17 protein-coding genes are annotated in these 16,284 nt (G+C 71.1%); 11 read left to right on the top strand and 6 right to left on the bottom strand.

The genetic code is table 11. The annotated features are described in order from the left end of the window. Window positions 1-20 precede the first annotated feature (20 nt). Window positions 21-173: a hypothetical protein gene (locus ACIP37_RS30440; protein ID WP_363587930.1), complete on the bottom strand. Its 153-nt coding sequence runs from the start codon at window positions 171-173 to the stop codon at window positions 21-23. Window positions 174-351: 178 nt separating this feature from the next. On the opposite strand from ACIP37_RS30440, the gene ACIP37_RS30435 reads away from it, so the two are divergent. Both ACIP37_RS30435 and ACIP37_RS30430 read left to right on the top strand, forming a co-directional pair. After that, window positions 352-1,599 (top strand): sensor histidine kinase, encoded by a 1,248-nt coding sequence (locus ACIP37_RS30435; RefSeq protein ID WP_400808619.1) that lies wholly within the window; start codon window positions 352-354, stop codon window positions 1,597-1,599. After that, complete coding sequence (locus ACIP37_RS30430) at window positions 1,587-2,237, top strand: response regulator (RefSeq protein WP_400808616.1); 651 nt, start codon at window positions 1,587-1,589, stop codon at window positions 2,235-2,237. Before ACIP37_RS30435 ends, ACIP37_RS30430 begins: the two co-directional genes overlap by 13 nt. A gap of 410 nt (window positions 2,238-2,647) precedes the next feature. Here ACIP37_RS30430 and ACIP37_RS30425 read toward each other — a convergent pair whose 3' ends face one another. Then, the gene (locus ACIP37_RS30425) at window positions 2,648-4,930 is read right to left on the bottom strand and encodes a DPP IV N-terminal domain-containing protein (protein WP_400808613.1); all 2,283 of its coding nucleotides are present in this window, start codon (window positions 4,928-4,930) and stop codon (window positions 2,648-2,650) included. 89 nt (window positions 4,931-5,019) lie between these two features. On the opposite strand from ACIP37_RS30425, the gene ACIP37_RS30420 reads away from it, so the two are divergent. Then, window positions 5,020-5,688, top strand: a complete 669-nt coding sequence (locus tag ACIP37_RS30420; RefSeq protein WP_363587922.1) for a TetR/AcrR family transcriptional regulator — start codon at window positions 5,020-5,022, stop codon at window positions 5,686-5,688. Window positions 5,689-6,150: 462 nt separating this feature from the next. Here ACIP37_RS30420 and ACIP37_RS30415 read toward each other — a convergent pair whose 3' ends face one another. Both ACIP37_RS30415 and ACIP37_RS30410 read right to left on the bottom strand, forming a co-directional pair. Further along, window positions 6,151-6,381, bottom strand: a complete 231-nt coding sequence (locus ACIP37_RS30415; protein ID WP_400808610.1) for a hypothetical protein — start codon at window positions 6,379-6,381, stop codon at window positions 6,151-6,153. Window position 6,382: 1 nt separating this feature from the next. Beyond that, a complete protein-coding gene (locus ACIP37_RS30410) occupies window positions 6,383-6,649 on the bottom strand; it encodes a helix-turn-helix domain-containing protein (protein WP_400808607.1) in 267 nt (88 codons plus the stop codon). Window positions 6,650-6,836: 187 nt separating this feature from the next. Here ACIP37_RS30410 and ACIP37_RS30405 point away from each other — a divergent pair, with 187 nt between their 5' ends. Further along, the gene (locus ACIP37_RS30405; RefSeq protein WP_400808604.1) at window positions 6,837-7,382 is read left to right on the top strand and encodes an NUDIX hydrolase; all 546 of its coding nucleotides are present in this window, start codon (window positions 6,837-6,839) and stop codon (window positions 7,380-7,382) included. Window positions 7,383-7,452: 70 nt separating this feature from the next. Beyond that, the gene (locus ACIP37_RS30400; protein ID WP_400808602.1) at window positions 7,453-7,707 is read left to right on the top strand and encodes a hypothetical protein; all 255 of its coding nucleotides are present in this window, start codon (window positions 7,453-7,455) and stop codon (window positions 7,705-7,707) included. A gap of 247 nt (window positions 7,708-7,954) precedes the next feature. On the opposite strand, the gene ACIP37_RS30395 is transcribed toward ACIP37_RS30400, so the two are convergent. Continuing rightward, window positions 7,955-8,371 carry an ML domain-containing protein gene (locus ACIP37_RS30395; RefSeq protein ID WP_363587912.1) on the bottom strand — a complete coding sequence of 139 codons (417 nt, stop codon included), beginning with the start codon at window positions 8,369-8,371 and terminating at the stop codon, window positions 7,955-7,957. Window positions 8,372-8,967: 596 nt separating this feature from the next. Between ACIP37_RS30395 and ACIP37_RS30390 the strand changes: the two genes are divergently transcribed. The 3 genes from ACIP37_RS30390 (at window position 8,968) to ACIP37_RS30380 (ending at window position 12,318) form a co-directional block, all read left to right on the top strand. Next, window positions 8,968-9,600 carry an RNA polymerase sigma factor gene (locus ACIP37_RS30390; RefSeq protein WP_363587910.1) on the top strand — a complete coding sequence of 211 codons (633 nt, stop codon included), beginning with the start codon at window positions 8,968-8,970 and terminating at the stop codon, window positions 9,598-9,600. Beyond that, complete coding sequence (locus ACIP37_RS30385) at window positions 9,597-10,424, top strand: hypothetical protein (protein WP_400808598.1); 828 nt, start codon at window positions 9,597-9,599, stop codon at window positions 10,422-10,424. The genes ACIP37_RS30390 and ACIP37_RS30385 overlap by 4 nt, the downstream gene beginning before the upstream one ends. Before the next feature lie 415 nt (window positions 10,425-10,839). After that, window positions 10,840-12,318: a purine-cytosine permease family protein gene (locus tag ACIP37_RS30380; RefSeq protein WP_400808595.1), complete on the top strand. Its 1,479-nt coding sequence runs from the start codon at window positions 10,840-10,842 to the stop codon at window positions 12,316-12,318. Window positions 12,319-12,463: 145 nt separating this feature from the next. Here ACIP37_RS30380 and ACIP37_RS30375 read toward each other — a convergent pair whose 3' ends face one another. Beyond that, a complete protein-coding gene (locus ACIP37_RS30375) occupies window positions 12,464-13,054 on the bottom strand; it encodes a helix-turn-helix domain-containing protein (RefSeq protein WP_363587904.1) in 591 nt (196 codons plus the stop codon). Window positions 13,055-13,235: 181 nt separating this feature from the next. Here ACIP37_RS30375 and ACIP37_RS30370 point away from each other — a divergent pair, with 181 nt between their 5' ends. The 3 genes from ACIP37_RS30370 to ACIP37_RS30360 all read left to right on the top strand — a co-directional run bounded on the left by ACIP37_RS30370 (window position 13,236) and on the right by ACIP37_RS30360 (window position 16,103). Further along, window positions 13,236-13,967, top strand: coding sequence for an SDR family oxidoreductase (locus ACIP37_RS30370; RefSeq protein ID WP_363587902.1), 732 nt, complete (start codon window positions 13,236-13,238; stop codon window positions 13,965-13,967). A gap of 92 nt (window positions 13,968-14,059) precedes the next feature. Then, the gene (locus ACIP37_RS30365) at window positions 14,060-14,986 is read left to right on the top strand and encodes a LysR family transcriptional regulator (RefSeq protein WP_363587900.1); all 927 of its coding nucleotides are present in this window, start codon (window positions 14,060-14,062) and stop codon (window positions 14,984-14,986) included. Window positions 14,987-15,191: 205 nt separating this feature from the next. Then, on the top strand, window positions 15,192-16,103 hold the full coding sequence (locus tag ACIP37_RS30360) for an MBL fold metallo-hydrolase (RefSeq protein ID WP_363620711.1): 912 nt from the start codon (window positions 15,192-15,194) through the stop codon (window positions 16,101-16,103). Window positions 16,104-16,284 lie beyond the last annotated feature (181 nt).

Here is a 16,284-nt window from a genome sequence, read left to right as displayed (position 1 = left end):
CGCGTTGATCCTTCGGGGGTTCATGCGGCTTTGAGCGGGCTGCCGTCGTAGGTCCGGCGGTAGGGCTTGGCGTCGTGTTCGTCGTAGGCCAAGACGAAGGTGTCGATGGCCTCGGCCAGTTCGTCGCGGGAGGCGAACTGGCGCTGATCACCAGCGCGTTCGCACCGGGGCATAGTACCTGTTCCACCGGGCCCGCTCTACCTGCCGGCGGCCAGCAGAAGCCGACCTGCCGACCCGAGATCCTGTCCGCCCACAGGCCGAGATCAAGATCTACAGCTGGTACTAGGTTCACCATGAGATCGGGTACAGGTTTCATGGCACCGTCCTCGTGCGGTGCCCTAGCGTCGTGCCATGACGATTCCAGCTCGACTGAGACGCACGGTCCTCCGGGCGCGGCGGGACACCTGCTTTCTTGCCGCTGGTGTGCTGCCGCACCTGGCGCTGGTGCCCGTGTGGGCCTGGGCGGCGGCGACTACCGCCAGGACGGGGAACTGGCTCCTTACGGTTTCCATGTCGGCCGCCCTGGTCCTGCTCGGAACCCCGGTGCTGACGGCCGTTCAGCGGGCTCGCTACCGGGTGCTCATCGGTGTGGACGTCCCCCGGCTCACCCCCACCGCGCCGGAACAATGGACGTGGGCCTCGACCGCCCGGTGGCTCGCGGCGACGCGGCCTTGGCGCAAGATCGGCTACCACCTCCTGCTGGGCCCGCTGCTCGCGCTGCTGGAGCTGCTGGTGCTCGCGGTGGCAGCGGCGTGCCTGGCGGGCGTCATCGCCTACGCCTGGTCATGGGCGCTGCCAACCGGAATCCGCCAGGACTGGTTCGGCTACCTGACCCAGCTGCCGGCCTACACAGCGGCTGGACTCCTCCTCCTGTGCGCCCTGCCCTGGACCGCGCGGGCAGTAGCCCGGGCCGAGGCGCGGCTGGCGTTGGGCCTGCTCGGGCCCAGCCGGGCGCAGCGGCTCCAGGAGCGGGTCGATCAGCTGGCCGTGAGCCGGACCGACTTGATCGAGGCCGTTGACACGGAGCGCCGCCGGATCGAGCGCGACCTGCACGACGGCACCCAGCAGCGGTTGGTGTCTCTCGCGGTCAACCTGGGTCTGGCCCTTGCCACCCGCCCGGACCTGCCGAGTGATGACCGCGAGGTGATCGCGAGAGCGCACCTGGAGGCGAAGGAGGCGATCGCCGAACTCAATGATCTGGTGCGGGGGCTGCACCCGGCCGTGCTCGAAGACCGAGGTCTGGACGCGGCGTTGTCCGGGCTGGCTGCCCGCACGCCCCTGCCGGTGCGGCTGCGGGTCAATCTGGAGGAGCGGGTGGCGCCCAGCGTGGAGTCGGTCGCGTACTTCGTGATCTCTGAGGCGCTGACCAATGCGACGAAGCACGCCAACGCGATGCATGCGGAGGTGATAGTCCGTCAGGTCGGCGAGGTGCTGCGAGTGCGCGTTACCGACGACGGGCTGGGCGGTGCCGACGCCGCCGCCGGCACGGGGCTGACCGGGCTGGCCAAGCGGGTCGGCTCCCTCGACGGGGCCTTCCACGTCAGCAGCCCCGTTGGCGGGCCCACCACCGTCACCGCGGAGCTGCCGTGCGCGCGGTGATCGCCGAGGATTCGGTGTTGTTGCGGGTCGGCCTGATCAAGGTGCTGGAGATGGGCGGGTTCCAGGTCGCCGCCGAAGCCGGCGACGCGGAGGGGCTGTTGGCGGCGGTGGCGGAGCACCGGCCCGAACTCGCCTTGATCGATGTCCGGATGCCGCCCGGCTTCACCGACGAGGGGGTGCGGGCGGCGATGGAGATCCGTCGGCGCTGGCCGGGGACGGCGGTGGTGCTGCTTTCGCAGTACGTGGAGGAGCGGTACGCGGCTGACCTGCTGTCTGCGAACACCAGCGGTGTGGGCTACCTGCTCAAGCAGCGGGTTGCCGATGTCGCCGACTTCGTGGCGGCGGTCCGGCGAGTGGCGGACGGGGGCACGGCCCTGGACCCGCAGGTCGTCGCCCAGTTGCTGCTGCGGCGCGACAGCGACCCGCTCGCGCGGCTGACCCCCCGCGAACGGGAGGTGCTCGGCTTGATGGCCGAGGGGCGCTCCAATGCCGGCATCGCGCAGGCGCTGGTGGTCAGCGAGAGCGCCGTGGCGAAGCACATCAACAACATCTTCGCCAAGCTCGACCTGCCCGTGGTCGACGCGGACCACCGCCGCGTCCTGGCCGTGCTGCGATTCCTCGGAACGTCCCGGGCCTGACCGTCCCATCCGTGATCACGATCTACGGCTGGAGTACTAACCCCAGAAGAACGAATCTCACTGTCCAATTTGCTGCCACAGCCGGAAGGGCTGGACCCCACGGGTCCAGCCCTTCCGCATATCCAGGGTGAGGCCCCGGCCGCGACTTGTCAGGGAGGCGACCTGGGCCCGCAATCACACCCTACCGACGCCACCACCCCCCATGGACACTCCAGCCGGGCCCAACAGGTCACCCGATCAGTGGCTCCCAATCTCGCCGGAACGGCTCCCGAATTCGCCGAAGAACACCCACCGGGGTCGAGTACATCACCGCCACGAATGGCCTACACCTGGCTCCCGTTCACACCGGAGCAGTGGCTCCCATATGACCCGACAAAATCAAGGTGGGCATGGGGAAGGTCCTTTCCACGTCAGCTGAAGAGGACTTCGAGCCGTTCCAGGGAGAGCGGGACGTCCGCCAGTCGGTAGCCGGCCGGCGGTTCGCGGTGCATGAGGTGGCGCACCAGGTAGTCCCAGCGGCGGCGGGCGACGTAGCCGTTGCGGCCGAGGAAGCTGTGCTCGACGCCGGGGACTATCAGCAGGTCGAAGTCCTTGTTCGCGTCGATCAGCGCGTCGACCAGCCGCATCGTCAGATGCGGTGTCACGTTGTCGTCCATGTCGCCGTGGACGAGCAGTAGTTTGCCGACCAGGTTCCCGGCCAGCTCGGTGTTGGACAGCCGGGCCCCGGCGTCCGGGTCGAACGGTCCGTCGTAGGTCTCGGCCCACAGCGCGTGGTAGTGGCGGTTGTCGTGGTTGCCGGCCTCGGCCACGCCGACCTTGTAGAAGTCGGGGAACGCCAGGAGGGCGCGGGCGGTGGTGAACCCCCCGCCGGAGAGGCCGAAGACACCGACCCGGTCCAGGTCCAGCCACGGACGCGTTTCCGCGAGTTGGCGCAGCGCCGCGACATGGTCTTCGAGTGCGCCCGCGCTGCCCATGTTGCGGTGGGCGTGATCGTGGAAGGCCTTGTCCCGGCCGGGCGTTCCGCGGCCGTCGACGGCCAGCACCGCGAAGCCCAGCGCCGCCACCGCCTCGGCGTCGTAGCCGTAGGCGCCCGGGTCGAAGGAGGCCGCCACCCGGTGGGTCTGCGGGCCCGGGTAGGGGTGGTCGATCACCGGGTAGCGCTGCGCGGCGTCGAAGCCGTGGGGCTTGTAGAGGACGCCGTAGATCTCGGTGACGCCGTCGGCGGCCAGGGTCCTGACCCGCTCCGGCGGCGTCCAGCCGGCGGCCAGCAGCGGTGTGATGTCGGCCTGTTCCAGCTCGACCAGCACGGCTCCGCCCCGGTCACGCACGGTGATCCTCGGTGGGGTGTCGACGGTCGACGCGGAGTCGACGAACCAGCGGCCGTGTTCCGGCGCGGTGATCACGTGGTCCAGATCGTCGTCGGTGAGCTTGGCGGTCCCGCCGCCGTCCAGGCCGACCCGGAGCAGCGACCGTCGGTACGGGTCGGCCTGGACCAGTCCTGAGACGACGACGTACGCGGCCCGTTCCGCCTCGTCGACGTGCACGATCTCCTGCACCGCGAACGGCCCTCGGGTGAGCTGTTCGACCAGCGCCCCGTCCTCGTAGCGGTACAGGTGCCCCCAGCCGTCTCGTTGGGAGTACCACAGCGTCTCGCGGCCGCCGGCGAGCACGTGCACGATCGGCTTCTGGGCGACCTCCTGCGCGGCCTCCACCCGCGTGTCGCCGTGCTCCTCGACCAGGGTGCGCACCTCGCCGGTCGCCGGGTCGAGTGCGTGCAGCCGCAGCGTCCGGAGGTCACGGGGCTGATCCAGGTAGTAGACGGCCGCGCTGTCCTTGGCCCACCACGCCTTCTTCAGCGTGACAGGTGACAGGTAGGGCAGCAGGAACGGGTCGGTCCTGGCGGGTGTCGCGGTCCGGGACGCGATGTCGAAGACGATCCACTCGCCGCGGGCCATCGGCTCGCCGGGGACCGGGTAGTGGTAGCTGCGCAGGCGCGGCCGGCCGCCGTCCGGCGGGACGGCTTCGACCAGGTGCATCAGGGCGACATCGCTCTGGTCGGTGCGGTGGGTGAGGACGCGCGCCGAGTCCGGCGACCACAGCAGCGCCGGCGGCATGTCCGCAAGACCGAGCTTGCCGAGCAGGTGCGTGGGGACCGCCGCGTCGGGTTGGGCCGCATAGCTGCGATCCGCGGTGCCGTCGGCGGTGAGCGCGAACTCCTCGCCCGTCTCGACCGAACGCACCCACAGGTCGTGGTCGCGGAGGAACGCCGCCCACTTCTTGTCCGGCGAGACGACTTCCAGCGGTGCGGGTTGGACGTGCTTCTCGTCCCGCGCGCACCGGTAGTCGGCCAGCCGGCAGGTCCAGCGCGCGTCGAACGCGTCGAACGCGACCGTCCCGTCCGCCAACTCGATCGCCCGGAACGGCAGCGCGTACGGCTGGACCGGCTGGCCGGCGGCGGACGCCAGCGCGGCGGCGAGCCGTTCGGGGTCGAACGCCGGCCCCCGGGTCCCGGCGGCGGGGTCGACCAGCACGAACTCGCCGCCCCGCTCGGTCTCGACCCGGTACCAGAACCTCTCGCCGCCGCCGATCCAGACGGGCTTCGCCTTGGCCCGCAGGGCGAGCCGGGACCGGTTGTGCAGCAGCATCCGCTCAGCTCGGTCGTAGGCAGTGGCGGGGAGTGCATGTGTGGACATCCGACCTCCTGGAATCAGTCTCGATCCAGGAACAGTACAGCGTACGGTACAGTAATGGAACTGCGGTCCCGAACGAATCAGGAACCCCGATGCCATCGCCCAGGCGCAAGACAACGCCCGCTCGCGCACCCCGCGGCACCCTCAGCCCCGAGGCCATCGTCCACGCGGCGATCGAACTGATCGACCGCGACGGACTGGACGCGGTGACCATCCGTCGGCTCGCCGACCAACTGGGCGTCCGCCCGATGTCGCTCTACACGCACTTCCGCGACAAGGACGCGATCCTCCTCGCCGTCACCGCGGAGCTGCTGAGCCGATTCCGGTGGCCCGACCCCGGCCTCGACGACGTCGAATGGCTCCGGCAGGTGATGCACGCCTACTTCGAACTGTTCATCACGCACCCTGTCCTCCTGCAGATCAACACCCCCTCCGACGGAGTCGGCGAGATCGAGGCCCGCATGTCCGAGCAGATCTACGCCCGCCTGGAGCGACTGCGGGTCGACCACCGGACGGCGATCGGCCTGCTGGCCACGCTGATCCGCTTCGTCCTCGGCTGCGCCACGCTCTACCCCGTCCGCCGGGCCTGGGACGAGGACCCGCAGCACTGGGAACGGGTCCGCCAACAGTGGGCCCGCCTCCCGGCCGAGGTGTACCCGGCGATGCACGCCACCACCGTCGACTTCCCGACCTTCACCCAGCGGGACGTCTTCGAGTTCGGCCTCGACGCCATCCTCGCATCGCTCCCACGATCGCCCTGACGGCCCTGCGCTCGCACAGCTACGGCGAAGTGACAAGTAGCTCTCTGTAGCGTGCGACACGAGGTCGCACCATGTAAGGAAGGCCGGCCACGTGAGGGAGGTGTCGATCGGCTGAACTTCGGGCCAGTGTCCAAGGCCCGTCCCCGTGCTCCCATGCGTCGCTGGTAACGGCGGGGTGTGAAGCGGAGCGTTCAAGCTCAAGGGTGCCCTGGCCATCGGGACGCTACAGGCGAGGGGAAGGCCGGACGGGCGAACGAAAGTGAACCCCTGATGATGCCCCGTCAAGCTGAAGTCGCGCGATGGCAGGAAAGCGGCGGCTGAAGGACCCGGTGCTGCAAGGCACCAGGCGACCTCCAGTTAGCTCAGGCTGGAGGGTGGACACCGTCGGTCCCGGGGTAGAGGGGGCGCCCACCCCGGCCGCGTCTTACTGGTGCGGAACCGGTTGCCGGGCTCCTGGGGCGGTCACCGTACGGCGTGGCGCATGTCGGTGAGGGCGGAGGCGGCGTGCAGCTCGCGCAGTGCGAAGTCGCGCACCGCCCGGCCGCCTGCTGTCCGGTCCCAGTGCTCCAGCACGCTGGTGCGCTCGGTGATCGCGGTGACATCGCCCCTGCGCAGGCGGGAGAGTGGCCGGGCGGGTGGCAGCATGGCGGCCAGTGCGACCGCGAGAACGTCTCGGCGGTTCGAGGAACTCACCTCATCGTGGTGATCGTGGTGGTGGACTTGCTTGGCGACCCAGGCCCAGCTCGGCCGCTGTCCCCGCTCCCAGGACCAGGCAGAGGGCTTGCCGGTAGTGCTCGTGCGGCCAGGTGATGAGGCCACGTTCTATGCGCGAGACGTAGCCGGCGTCAAACGACGATTCCCGCTCGGTCGCCTCTTCGACCAGCCCTCGCACCCGCTCGGCGACCTGGCGCTGTGTCAGATTCCGGGAGAGCCGCGCGCGCCTGAACAGCGCGTTCACCATGACGCTCCACCCCCAACTCTCGGTTCAGGGAGACGATTCAGCGTATCGGCCAAGCCATGGACTGCCCACTGAAATGCCCTCGCACTGTCACTCGATCCGGTGGTCTCCTGGACATGCCCCACCCGCCGTCAGGAACCGGAGGCGGAAAGGGCAACCCGCACCCGGCCAGAGTCGTACAGTCCTGGCCATGACGACCGACATCACCACCGCGTCGTGGCGCGAGATCGAACGCACCACCGTCTTCAGCAAGTTCGGCCGATCCGTCGACCGTGTCGACTTCGAACTGCCCGACGGCAGGAAAGAGGAGTTCTACCTCAAGAGCGAGCGCCCGGCCGGCGCGGTGCTCGCCCTCACCCCCGACCAGCGCGTCATCCTCGCCCGCCAGTACCGGCCCGGCCCCGGCCGCGTGCTGTTCGAACTGCCCGGCGGCTTCATCGAACCCGGGGAGCAAGCGGCCGACGCCGTCGCCCGGGAACTGCTGGAGGAGACCGGCTACCAGGGCGAGGTCCAGGTGGTCGGGCCGTACTGGCACGACGCCTACTCCGACACCCGCCGCTTCGTCTTCGTCGCCACCGGCTGCACCAAGGTCGCCGAACCGACCCCAGAACGCACCGAGTTCATCGACGTCGCCACCCTCGCCTTGGCCCAGTTCCGCACCCGCGTGCTCCGCACGGGCGAGATGACCGACACCGCCGCGGCCTACCTCGCCCTGGACCACCTCCGGCTCCTGTAACCCGGGGGACACGGCGGGGCGGGCAGGTCGGCGACCTCGCGCTCACCCGCCCACCCCCGGGAGGACACCCGTGACCGAACGGAGCACCACCGACACCACCGCCCCGTACTACAGCAGCACGCTCGTCTCGCTGCCCGCCCACGCCGTCGCCCTGGTCCTGAAGGTGGCCCGGGACCTGCTGCCCCACCTCGAGCACTCCATCACCTCGATCGCCAAGATGCTCGGCGTCAGCCCCGGCACCCTCTACAACCACATCCTCGACCTGCGCGAACTGCGCGCCGGCCGCACCGGCATCCCTGCCCAGCTCGAAGCGAGCACCCGGTGATCCCCGGCGAGCACCGACGAGCACCGGCTCAAGGGCGGCGCGCCGCTGCTCGGCGCCGAGGCCCACGGCGAGCCCGGCCCGTTCGGCACCTGGACCGACGAGCGCGACCAGGAGCACGACGACGGGTCGGCCGACCGGTCCGAAGACGAGCTGCGGTGCTGGCGGCGGTGCGACCTTGGCGCGTGGCCGCCCGCCACACGGGGCGTGTGGCGGGCGGTGTTCGGGACCGGTTCGGCGGGCGTACGGGCTACCGGCGGCGGAAGTCGATGCGCAGGTTGAGGTCCATGAAGTCCTTCTCCTCCCCGCCCCCGGTGTACGACTGGAGGTAGATCCGGACGTCCCCCATCGGGATCTCCCGGGGAAGCGTGAAGGTCCAGGTCTGCTTCCACTTCCCGGCGGGCGGCCGGGTGGCCCCCTCCAACTCCGCCCCCAGCATCTTCAGCACCTCGGGCAGCGTGGCCGTTTTCCGCAGCAGCGTCACGAGTCCCAGCTTCACCTGGACCTGGCACTGCACCTGGGTCAGATCGACCTGCTCCTTGAGTCGGCCGGCCATCTCCCACCGCAGTTCCTTCCCCGGTTCGGGAGAGGAGGGCGTCAGGGTGATGTCCTGGATTTCGAGGACGTAGGAGTCGTCACTGCGGTCTTCGATCAGATCGGTAAGCATGGACCAAGCGTACTCACGCAACTACTCTCCGCATCCGGTATTCGATGATCAGACACAGTCGGAGGCCCCGGCCAGGACCGAAGCGCCGGGCGTCAAAAGTTCTGACAGCAACCCGGACTTTCCGTTCCCACCGGGACCCCTTCTCCACCAGGCCGCCTCGCTCGAACCGATGCTCACAATGCTGCGGATCGGATCCGGACGCTCGGGAAGATGCTTGCCGAGGCCGAGCATCGCGGACACAGGCGCATGATCCGGCTGCTGACCTGCCCGGCGCACGGGGTGATCACCTTCGCCGGGGCGACCTATCGGATTGACATGCGGTTCTGCTCGGGGCGGTGCCGGTCCCGGGCGTACCGTCTGCGCGCCGCTCGCCGGGCGAGGCTCGCAGCGTGACGTGAAGCCGTTGCGCTACCGACGGTATGACACCTCTACGTCACGCTATTGGCCCCGAAAGGCGATTGCAGAGAGTTGCGATAGCCACTCTGGGCTACTTGTCACTTCGCCGTAGCTGTGCGAGCTCGGAGCCGTGACGCAGGTCATAGGAACCCGGGCGGGCGGGGCACCAGATAGGGGGCGTGGACTCTTCAGATCGAGAAGTGCGCGCGAGGGTGCGGGCCGGTGACCGGGACGCGTTCGGGCAGCTCTTCGACACGTATGCGCGCGCGGTGTACAACCACGTGTTCCGGCTCACCGGGGACTGGTCGACGGCGGAGGACGTGATGTCGTTGACGTTCCTGGAGGCCTGGCGCCGGCACGACCGGGTCGAGGCGGAGGGCGGGTCGCTGCGGCCCTGGCTGCTGGGCATCGCCACGAAGCTGGTCAGCAACCAGCGCCGGGCCGCCCGGCGGCACTGGCAGGTACTGGCGCAGCTCCCGCCGGCCCGCGAGGACGTTCCCGACTTCGCGCAGGAGGTGGCCGGGCGGATCGACGACGCGGCGCGGATCGCGGCCCTGCAGCAGTCGCTGGCGCGGTTGCGCCGCCCGGACCGCGAGGTGCTGGCCCTGTGCGTGTGGGCGGGCCTGGACTACCAGGAGGCCGCCGAGGCCCTGGGCGTACCGGTGGGCACCGTACGCTCACGCCTGTCCCGGGCCCGGACCCGGCTGCACCGTCTCGCAGAGACGGCCCAGCGCCGGGCGCAGCGGAAAAAAGTGGAACCCGGCCGTGGCCGGAACCAGATCCAGGGTGGGTCCGCGAGTGCGGCCCCGTCCCCGAAGGAGGTACACCAGTGAACGCCGGACAGCGGCCGGAGCCGGTCGAGCGCGCGGAACTGCTCGGGCAGGTGCCCGTGCCGGCCGAGCGCGACCTCCCCGCAGGACGCCACGCCCTACACCGGGAGCGCCTGATGCGCCAGATCGACCTCGACACCTCCACCCCCACCACGGCCCCCACCCCGGCCCCGGCCCCCGCCAGGCCGCGCTTTCGGCGGCGGCTGGCCGTCACCCTCGCCGGTGCGCTCGTCGTGGGTACGGCCGTGGCCGTGGCCGTGGCGCAGTCCTCGCGGGGCGGCGTCAGCGGGCCGCTGAGCTCTGCGGAACTGGCCAGCTGGACCGGCGTCCCGACACCGCTGGCCGCTTCGACCGGCCCGGGCGCCACCGCCGAGAAGTGGTGCCTGGACCGGATGGCCGGCGGCCCGGGCGCCGGGGCACCCGTCAAGATCACCAACGCGGACCTGCGGGGCAAGGTCGCCTCCATGGTCGTCAACCGCGGCGGCAAGACCATGCTCTGCTACGTCGCCTCGGAGACCAGCGGCCTGTGGGAGGCGATCGACCCGGTGAAGAACGTGGCGGCCGATGCGGTCACGTACGACACGGGCGGCTCCCACGGTGACGGGGACGCCATGTTCAACTACGCGCAGGGCTCCGCGGGGGCCGGTGTGAAGGCGATCACCATGCAGGTCGCCGGACGCACCTTCCAGGTCACCGTGGCGGACGGCCGCTGGACCGCCTGGTGGCCCGGGACCATGTCACACCGCGCCGTCCCCGACACGGTCACCGTCACCCTCGCCGACGGCACCACCCGCGTCGTCAGCGGCAGTTCGCTGTTCGCCAGGTGAGACCCCCCGGGTGCGCGCTGAGCGCCTGGATCAGGCGGCGCCTGGTCGGGCCTGCGCGCTCCCGGGCCGGCGGCGCATCCCGGTCGCGATCTCCTCCTCGGCGGCGCCGCGAGCGCGTCGGGCCTGGCCGTGGGCCGGGCCCGCCGTTCGCGGCGTTCGAGGCGTTCGCGGCATTTCCGGTGTTCAAGGCGGTCAAGGCGTTCACGGCGTCTGCGGCGTCTGCGGCGTCTGCGGCGTCTGCGGCGTCTGCGGAGGGGGCGCGGGCGGGGGTGGCGCCCTCCCCTCCGATACCGGGCCGACCTGGAACCGAAGCGGACAAAGTAGGATGGCTCAACTCCCGCGCTACGCGCGAAGAGTTCCATAAATGCCCCATTTGTTCGATTTATCTCCGCTTCACACGCACGGAGCCACCCTCATGGACAACCCGTCGAACGCCGAGACCGGCGGCGCGATAGAAACCCGCGGCATCGAACCCGTCCCCGACCACGAGCGCGGGGGCAGAGTCCGCGAGCTCTTCCCGACCTGGGTCGCCGCGAACATCAGCGTTCTGCTGCTCACCATGGGCGCCGCCCTGGTGGTGTTCAACCAGTTGAACTTCTGGCAGGTCCTGATCGTCGCGGCGAGCGCCGCGCTCATCTCGTTCGGCCTGGTCGGCGTGCTGTCGGTCTCCGGCAAGTGGGGCGGGGCGCCGGGCGCGACCCTCTCGCGGGCCACCTTCGGGGTGCGCGGCAACCTCTTCCCCGGCGCCGTGCTCTGGATCGCCCGGTTCGGCTGGGAGACGATCAACGCCGTCACCGGCGCCTACGCCGTACTGACCGTCCTCGACCTGCTCTTCGGCGTCAAGACCAACACCGCGCTGATCGTCATCACGCTCTTCGCCTTCGTCGCCTGCACCTTCCTGGTCTCCGGCATGGGACGTAAGGCGCTGAACGTCTGCAACACCTGGTCGACGTACCTCTTCGGTGTCTTCAGCGTGCTGGTACTGGGCTACCTGGTCGCCACCATGCACTGGAGCGAGGTCTTCGCCAAGCCCGCGGGCACCACCGCGATGATGATCGCCGGCATCGGGACCATCGCCGCCGGCGGCATCAGCTGGGTCCCCACCGGCCCGGACTTCGCCCGCTACCTCCCGCACGCCGCCTCCGGCAGGAAGATCGTCGGCGTGACGGTCTCCGGCGCCGGCCTGGTGATGGTGCCCATGGTGCTCATGGGCGCCGTGATGGCGGTGGCCTCGCCCGGCCTGGCCCAGGCCGCCGACCCGGTCTCCTTCCTCGGCGACCTGCTGCCGACCTGGCTGGCCGTGCCCTACCTGCTGACCGCGATCGTGGGCATGCTGCTGATCAACAGCCTCTCCATGTACTCGGCCGGCTTCACCGCACAGACCATGGGCGTCAAGCTGCCGCGCGCCACGGCCGTCAGCATCAACGCCGTGATCTCACTGGTCGGCGGCCTGCTGCTGATGCTGGTCGCCAAGAGCTTCCTGGGCTCCTTCATCACCTTCCTCATCCTGCTCGCCGTCTCCTTCTCGGCCTGGATCGGCGTCTACGCGGTGGACATGTTCCGGCGCCGCTCACGCGCGGTGCGCTACGACGCCGCCGGGCTCATGGACACCAGCAGGAACAGCCGCTACTGGTACACGGGCGGCTTCTGCTGGCAGGCCATGGTGTCCTGGGTGCTCGCCCTGCTGCTGGGGCTCGCCTTCACCAAGTGCGACTGGTTCGCCGGCCCGCTCTCCGACACCCCGGTCGGCAGGTACGGGCTCGCCTGGGCAGCGACCATCGTGATCTCCGCCGCGATCATGGCCGCACTCCCCGCCCCCCGGGAGAACACCCCCGCCACCACCGGACAGCCCGCCGACCGCCAGGCGGAGCAGCCCGAACGAGCCGCTGCCTGACCCCGAGGCACGGCCCACCGCCCGCCCCGACCCACCCCGACACACCCCGACCGCCCGGTCGCCGCCTCACCCGAGCCGGCGACCGGGCGGTCCCGTTCCGCCACCACACCCGGGCACCGGCCGAGGTGACGTCCGGGTTCTGTCGTCAGTGTCCGGGCAGCTGGGGCGGCGCGGATTTCAGCCCGTCCAGGGTGAGGTCGAGGAGGCGTTCGGCCTGCTCGCGCTGCTCGGGTTTGGCCGAGGTGAGGGCGATTCCGGCGAGGGCGGCGAACATGTCGGTCGGACGGATGTCGGAGCGGATCGTTCCGGCGGCGGCACCGGCCTCCATCAGGGAGTTGAGGGCGCCCTGAATCATCTCGTGACTGTCGGCGTAGGGGTTGCTGCCCGAGGCGACGACGGCTCGCAGGGCGTCGGCCATGCCGTATTTGGCGGTGGCGTAGTCGATGAAGCGGCGAGTCCACACCCGCAGGGCCTCGGCGGGCGGCATCGTCGCCAGGAGGCCGGCGGCGGCCTCGCACAGCCGGGCCACTTCGTTGCGGTACGCCGCCTCGATCAGCGCCTCTCGGGTCGGGAAGTTGCGGTAGAGCGTGCCCGTTCCCACGCCCGCTTCCCTGGCGATGCGCTCGAAGTGGGCGTCGAGCCCCTCCTCGCTGAACACGCGCACCGCGGCGGCCAGGATCTTGTCCCGGTTGCGCTGCGCGTCGGCCCTCAGCGGGCGCCCTGCCTCTCGGGTCATCGGCGGCTCGTTCCCTTCTCCGTTGCTAAGTGGAGGCTCCGCCACTTAACCTGGGCGAAGTGGCGGAGCCTCCACTTTCACTCTAGGGCATGGTCCGACCTGCCCGGACGCCCCCTCTGCTCCGCACTCCACACTCCACACACCGCAATCCGCAATCCGCACTCTGGAAGGACAGGCGAGCATGCCGGGAATCGAAGGCAAGGTCGTGGCGATCACGGGCGCCAGCAGCGGCATCGGCGAGGCGACCGCGCTTCTGCTGGCCGAGCGAGGCGCGAAGGTCGTCCTCGGGGCACGCCGTCCGGAGCGTCTCGCGGCCCTGGCCGCCCGCATCGAACAGGCCGGTGGCGAGGCTGCCTGGATCCGCACGGACGTGACGCGGCGCGAGGACCTCCCCGGCCTCGTCAAGCTGGCATGCGAGCGCTACGGCAAGCTCGACGTCCTCGTCAGCAACGCCGGGATCGGCCTGATCTCCCCCCTCGACGACCTGCGCGTCGAGGACTGGGAGCAGATGATCGACGTCAACCTCAAAGGGGTCCTGTACGGAATCGCCGCGGCCCTTCCCCTCTTCCGGGAGCAGGGATTCGGGCACTTCGTCAACACCGTGTCCACCGCCGGACTGCGCATCGTCCCGCTCCAGTCGGTGTACGCCGCCACCAAGAACGCCGTGCGCACCGTCTCCGAGGGCCTGCGCCAGGAGGCGGGCGCCAACCTGCGCGTGACCGTCGTCTCACCCGGCGCTGTCCGCACCGACTTCGCGGAGCACATGGACCCGGCTGCGAAGGCCCAGATCGACAAGCTGATGGAGATCGCCCTCCCGCCGGCCGCAGTGGCCCGCGCCATCGCCTTCGCCATCGAGCAGCCGGACGGTGTCGACGTCGGCGACATCGTCGTTCGCCCCACCGCCCAGGGATAGGCCCCCCGGGACCGGGTGGGGTGAGCGGTCGGACCGGGGCGCTGGTGCTTGCCGTAGCCTGGCGGTGCCCTGCTCCCGGTTCGGTCGAGGTCATGGAATTTCGTCAGTTGCGGTACTTCGTGGCGGTGGCGGAGGAGTTGCACTTCGGTCGCGCAGCCGAGCGGTTGATGATCGTGCAGTCGGCCGTCAGCCAGCAGATCGGCCGGCTGGAGCGCGAGCTGGGCGTCGAGTTGTTCGACCGCTCGGGGCGCCGCGTGCGGCTGAGTGCCGCGGGGGCGGCGTTCCTGCCCGGCGCCCGTGAGGTGTTGGCGGCCGGACAGCGGGCCCTGGACCTGGTCGGCGGCTTCGTCGCCGAGCGGGAGAGCGTGCTGCGCGTCGGGACGAGCCGGGGAATGGGCGTGCGGTTGGAACGGGTGCTGGAGGCGCTGGAGCGAATCGCGCCCGGCACCCGGGTGGAGTTGGCCTCGGCGGCGCCGGAGGAACGCCTGCGGCGGGTCGCCGACCGGGAGTGGGACGCGGCCTTCGTACGCGGGGAGGTGGCGGCGCCGCAGGGCGTGCGGCTGATCCCGGTGTGGCGGGAGGAACTCGTGGTCGCCCTGCCGGCCCGCCACCCGCTGGCCGGGGCGGACGCGGTCGACCTCGCCCGGCTCTCGGAGCTACCGCTTCACCTGACGGAACGCCGGAGCAACCCGCCGCTGGTCGATCTGGTCACGGCTGCCTGCCGGGACGCCGGGTTCGAGCCCGCGCCCGGACCACCGCACAGCTCGCTCCAGGACACCCTTGCGGCGCTGGGCGCGGGTGTTGCCGGCTGGACGGTGGTGTACGCGGCGCACGCCCACCAGCTGCGCGCCGGCCAGGTGGCCTTCCTGCCGGTGCGCTCCCCGGCCGGGGCGCGGAGCGCAGAGGCGGCGCTCTCCCTGCCCACCGTGTTGGCGGTGCACCGAGCCGCCGCCCCCGAGCGCGTGCGCTTCCTGCTGGAGGCCTGTCGGGAGGCGGCGCGCGACGATCGCGATTCGTGATCGCCGCGAACTCGAAGTGCTGCTGGATCGCGAGCTCCAACCGGAGTGAACTGGACACCCGCGGGTCACCGCCGCCGACGCGGCCGGTACCGCCGACCACGGTTGCCCACTCGATCCGCGGGCCGTGCCCTGCCCGGCACACCCGCCACCGGGCCGGCGCCGCACCCGGTCCTCCCGGACCGCCAACCGTTCTTAAGGAGCGACCATGACGGACACCACGACGGAACAGGGCACGGACCGGACGCCGTTGGCCGAGCGACTGCGGCGACCGGCGCTGACACGATCACTGCGACTCGGCGACACGAAAGTGACCTACGTGCCGGACGGGGCGGTGGAACTCAGCGCGCGCGGCTGGTTCCCCCGCAGCACGGACGAGGACTGGGCCGCCCACCCCGAGTACCTCGACGACTCCGGCAACCTGGCGGCGGGCATCGGCGCGCTGCTGGTGGAGCACGGCGACCGTGCGCTGCTGATCGACACGGGCTTCGGCCCGCAGTCGATTCCGGCGCAGCCGGGCAATCCGCGCGGGGCCATCCACGGCGGTGCGCTGCTCGACAACCTGGCCGCACTGGGCCGTCCGCCGGCCACGATCGAGGCCGTCGCCATCACCCACCTGCACCTCGACCACATCGGCTGGGCCTGGCACCCCGCCCCGGACCGCGACCTGCCCGCGTTCGCCGGCCGCGACCTCCTGGTCGCCGCACCCGAATGGGCACACCGCCACCTCCTGGCGGCGCGCGGCATCACCGACGAGATCCTCCAGGCCATGGCACCACAGGTGCGCACCGTCCTCGACGGCGACGAGATCTTCCCCGGCGTGCACGTGCTGCTCACCCCCGGTCACACCGCCGGGCACGCGTCCTACGTCATCACCGGGGGCGGCGAGCGGCTGATCGCCTTCGGCGACGCCATGCACTCGCCGGTCCAGGTGGACCACCCCGACTGGTCGGCCGCCGCCGACCTCGACCCCGACCGGGCCGCGCGGGAACGCCGGCGCCTGGTCGCCGAGTTGGCCCGACCGGGCACGATCGGCTTCGGCGTCCATTTCGCGGACGTGGTGTTCGGCCGGGTCCACCTCGACGGGGACGGCCCCGCCTGGCGAGCCGTCGCCGGCTGACCGCCCCCGACGGCCCCCGGCTTCGCAGGGCCGCTGGGGAGGCGGCGCTCCGGTCCCGCGAGTCGCGGGGGGGGGGGGGGGGGGGGGGGGGGGGCGCGCGCCCCCCCGGGCCCCCGGGGGCCGCCCCCCCCGGGCGTCACACAAGCAGGGGCGGACGGCGGGGGGGGGGGGGGGTGAGTTT

This window comes from Kitasatospora sp. NPDC088861 (assembly GCF_044750105.1).
Classification (GTDB): Bacteria; Actinomycetota; Actinomycetes; order Streptomycetales; family Streptomycetaceae; genus Kitasatospora.
Note: the sequence above shows the minus strand (reverse complement) of the source record. Positions and strands in the feature narration are given on the sequence as shown.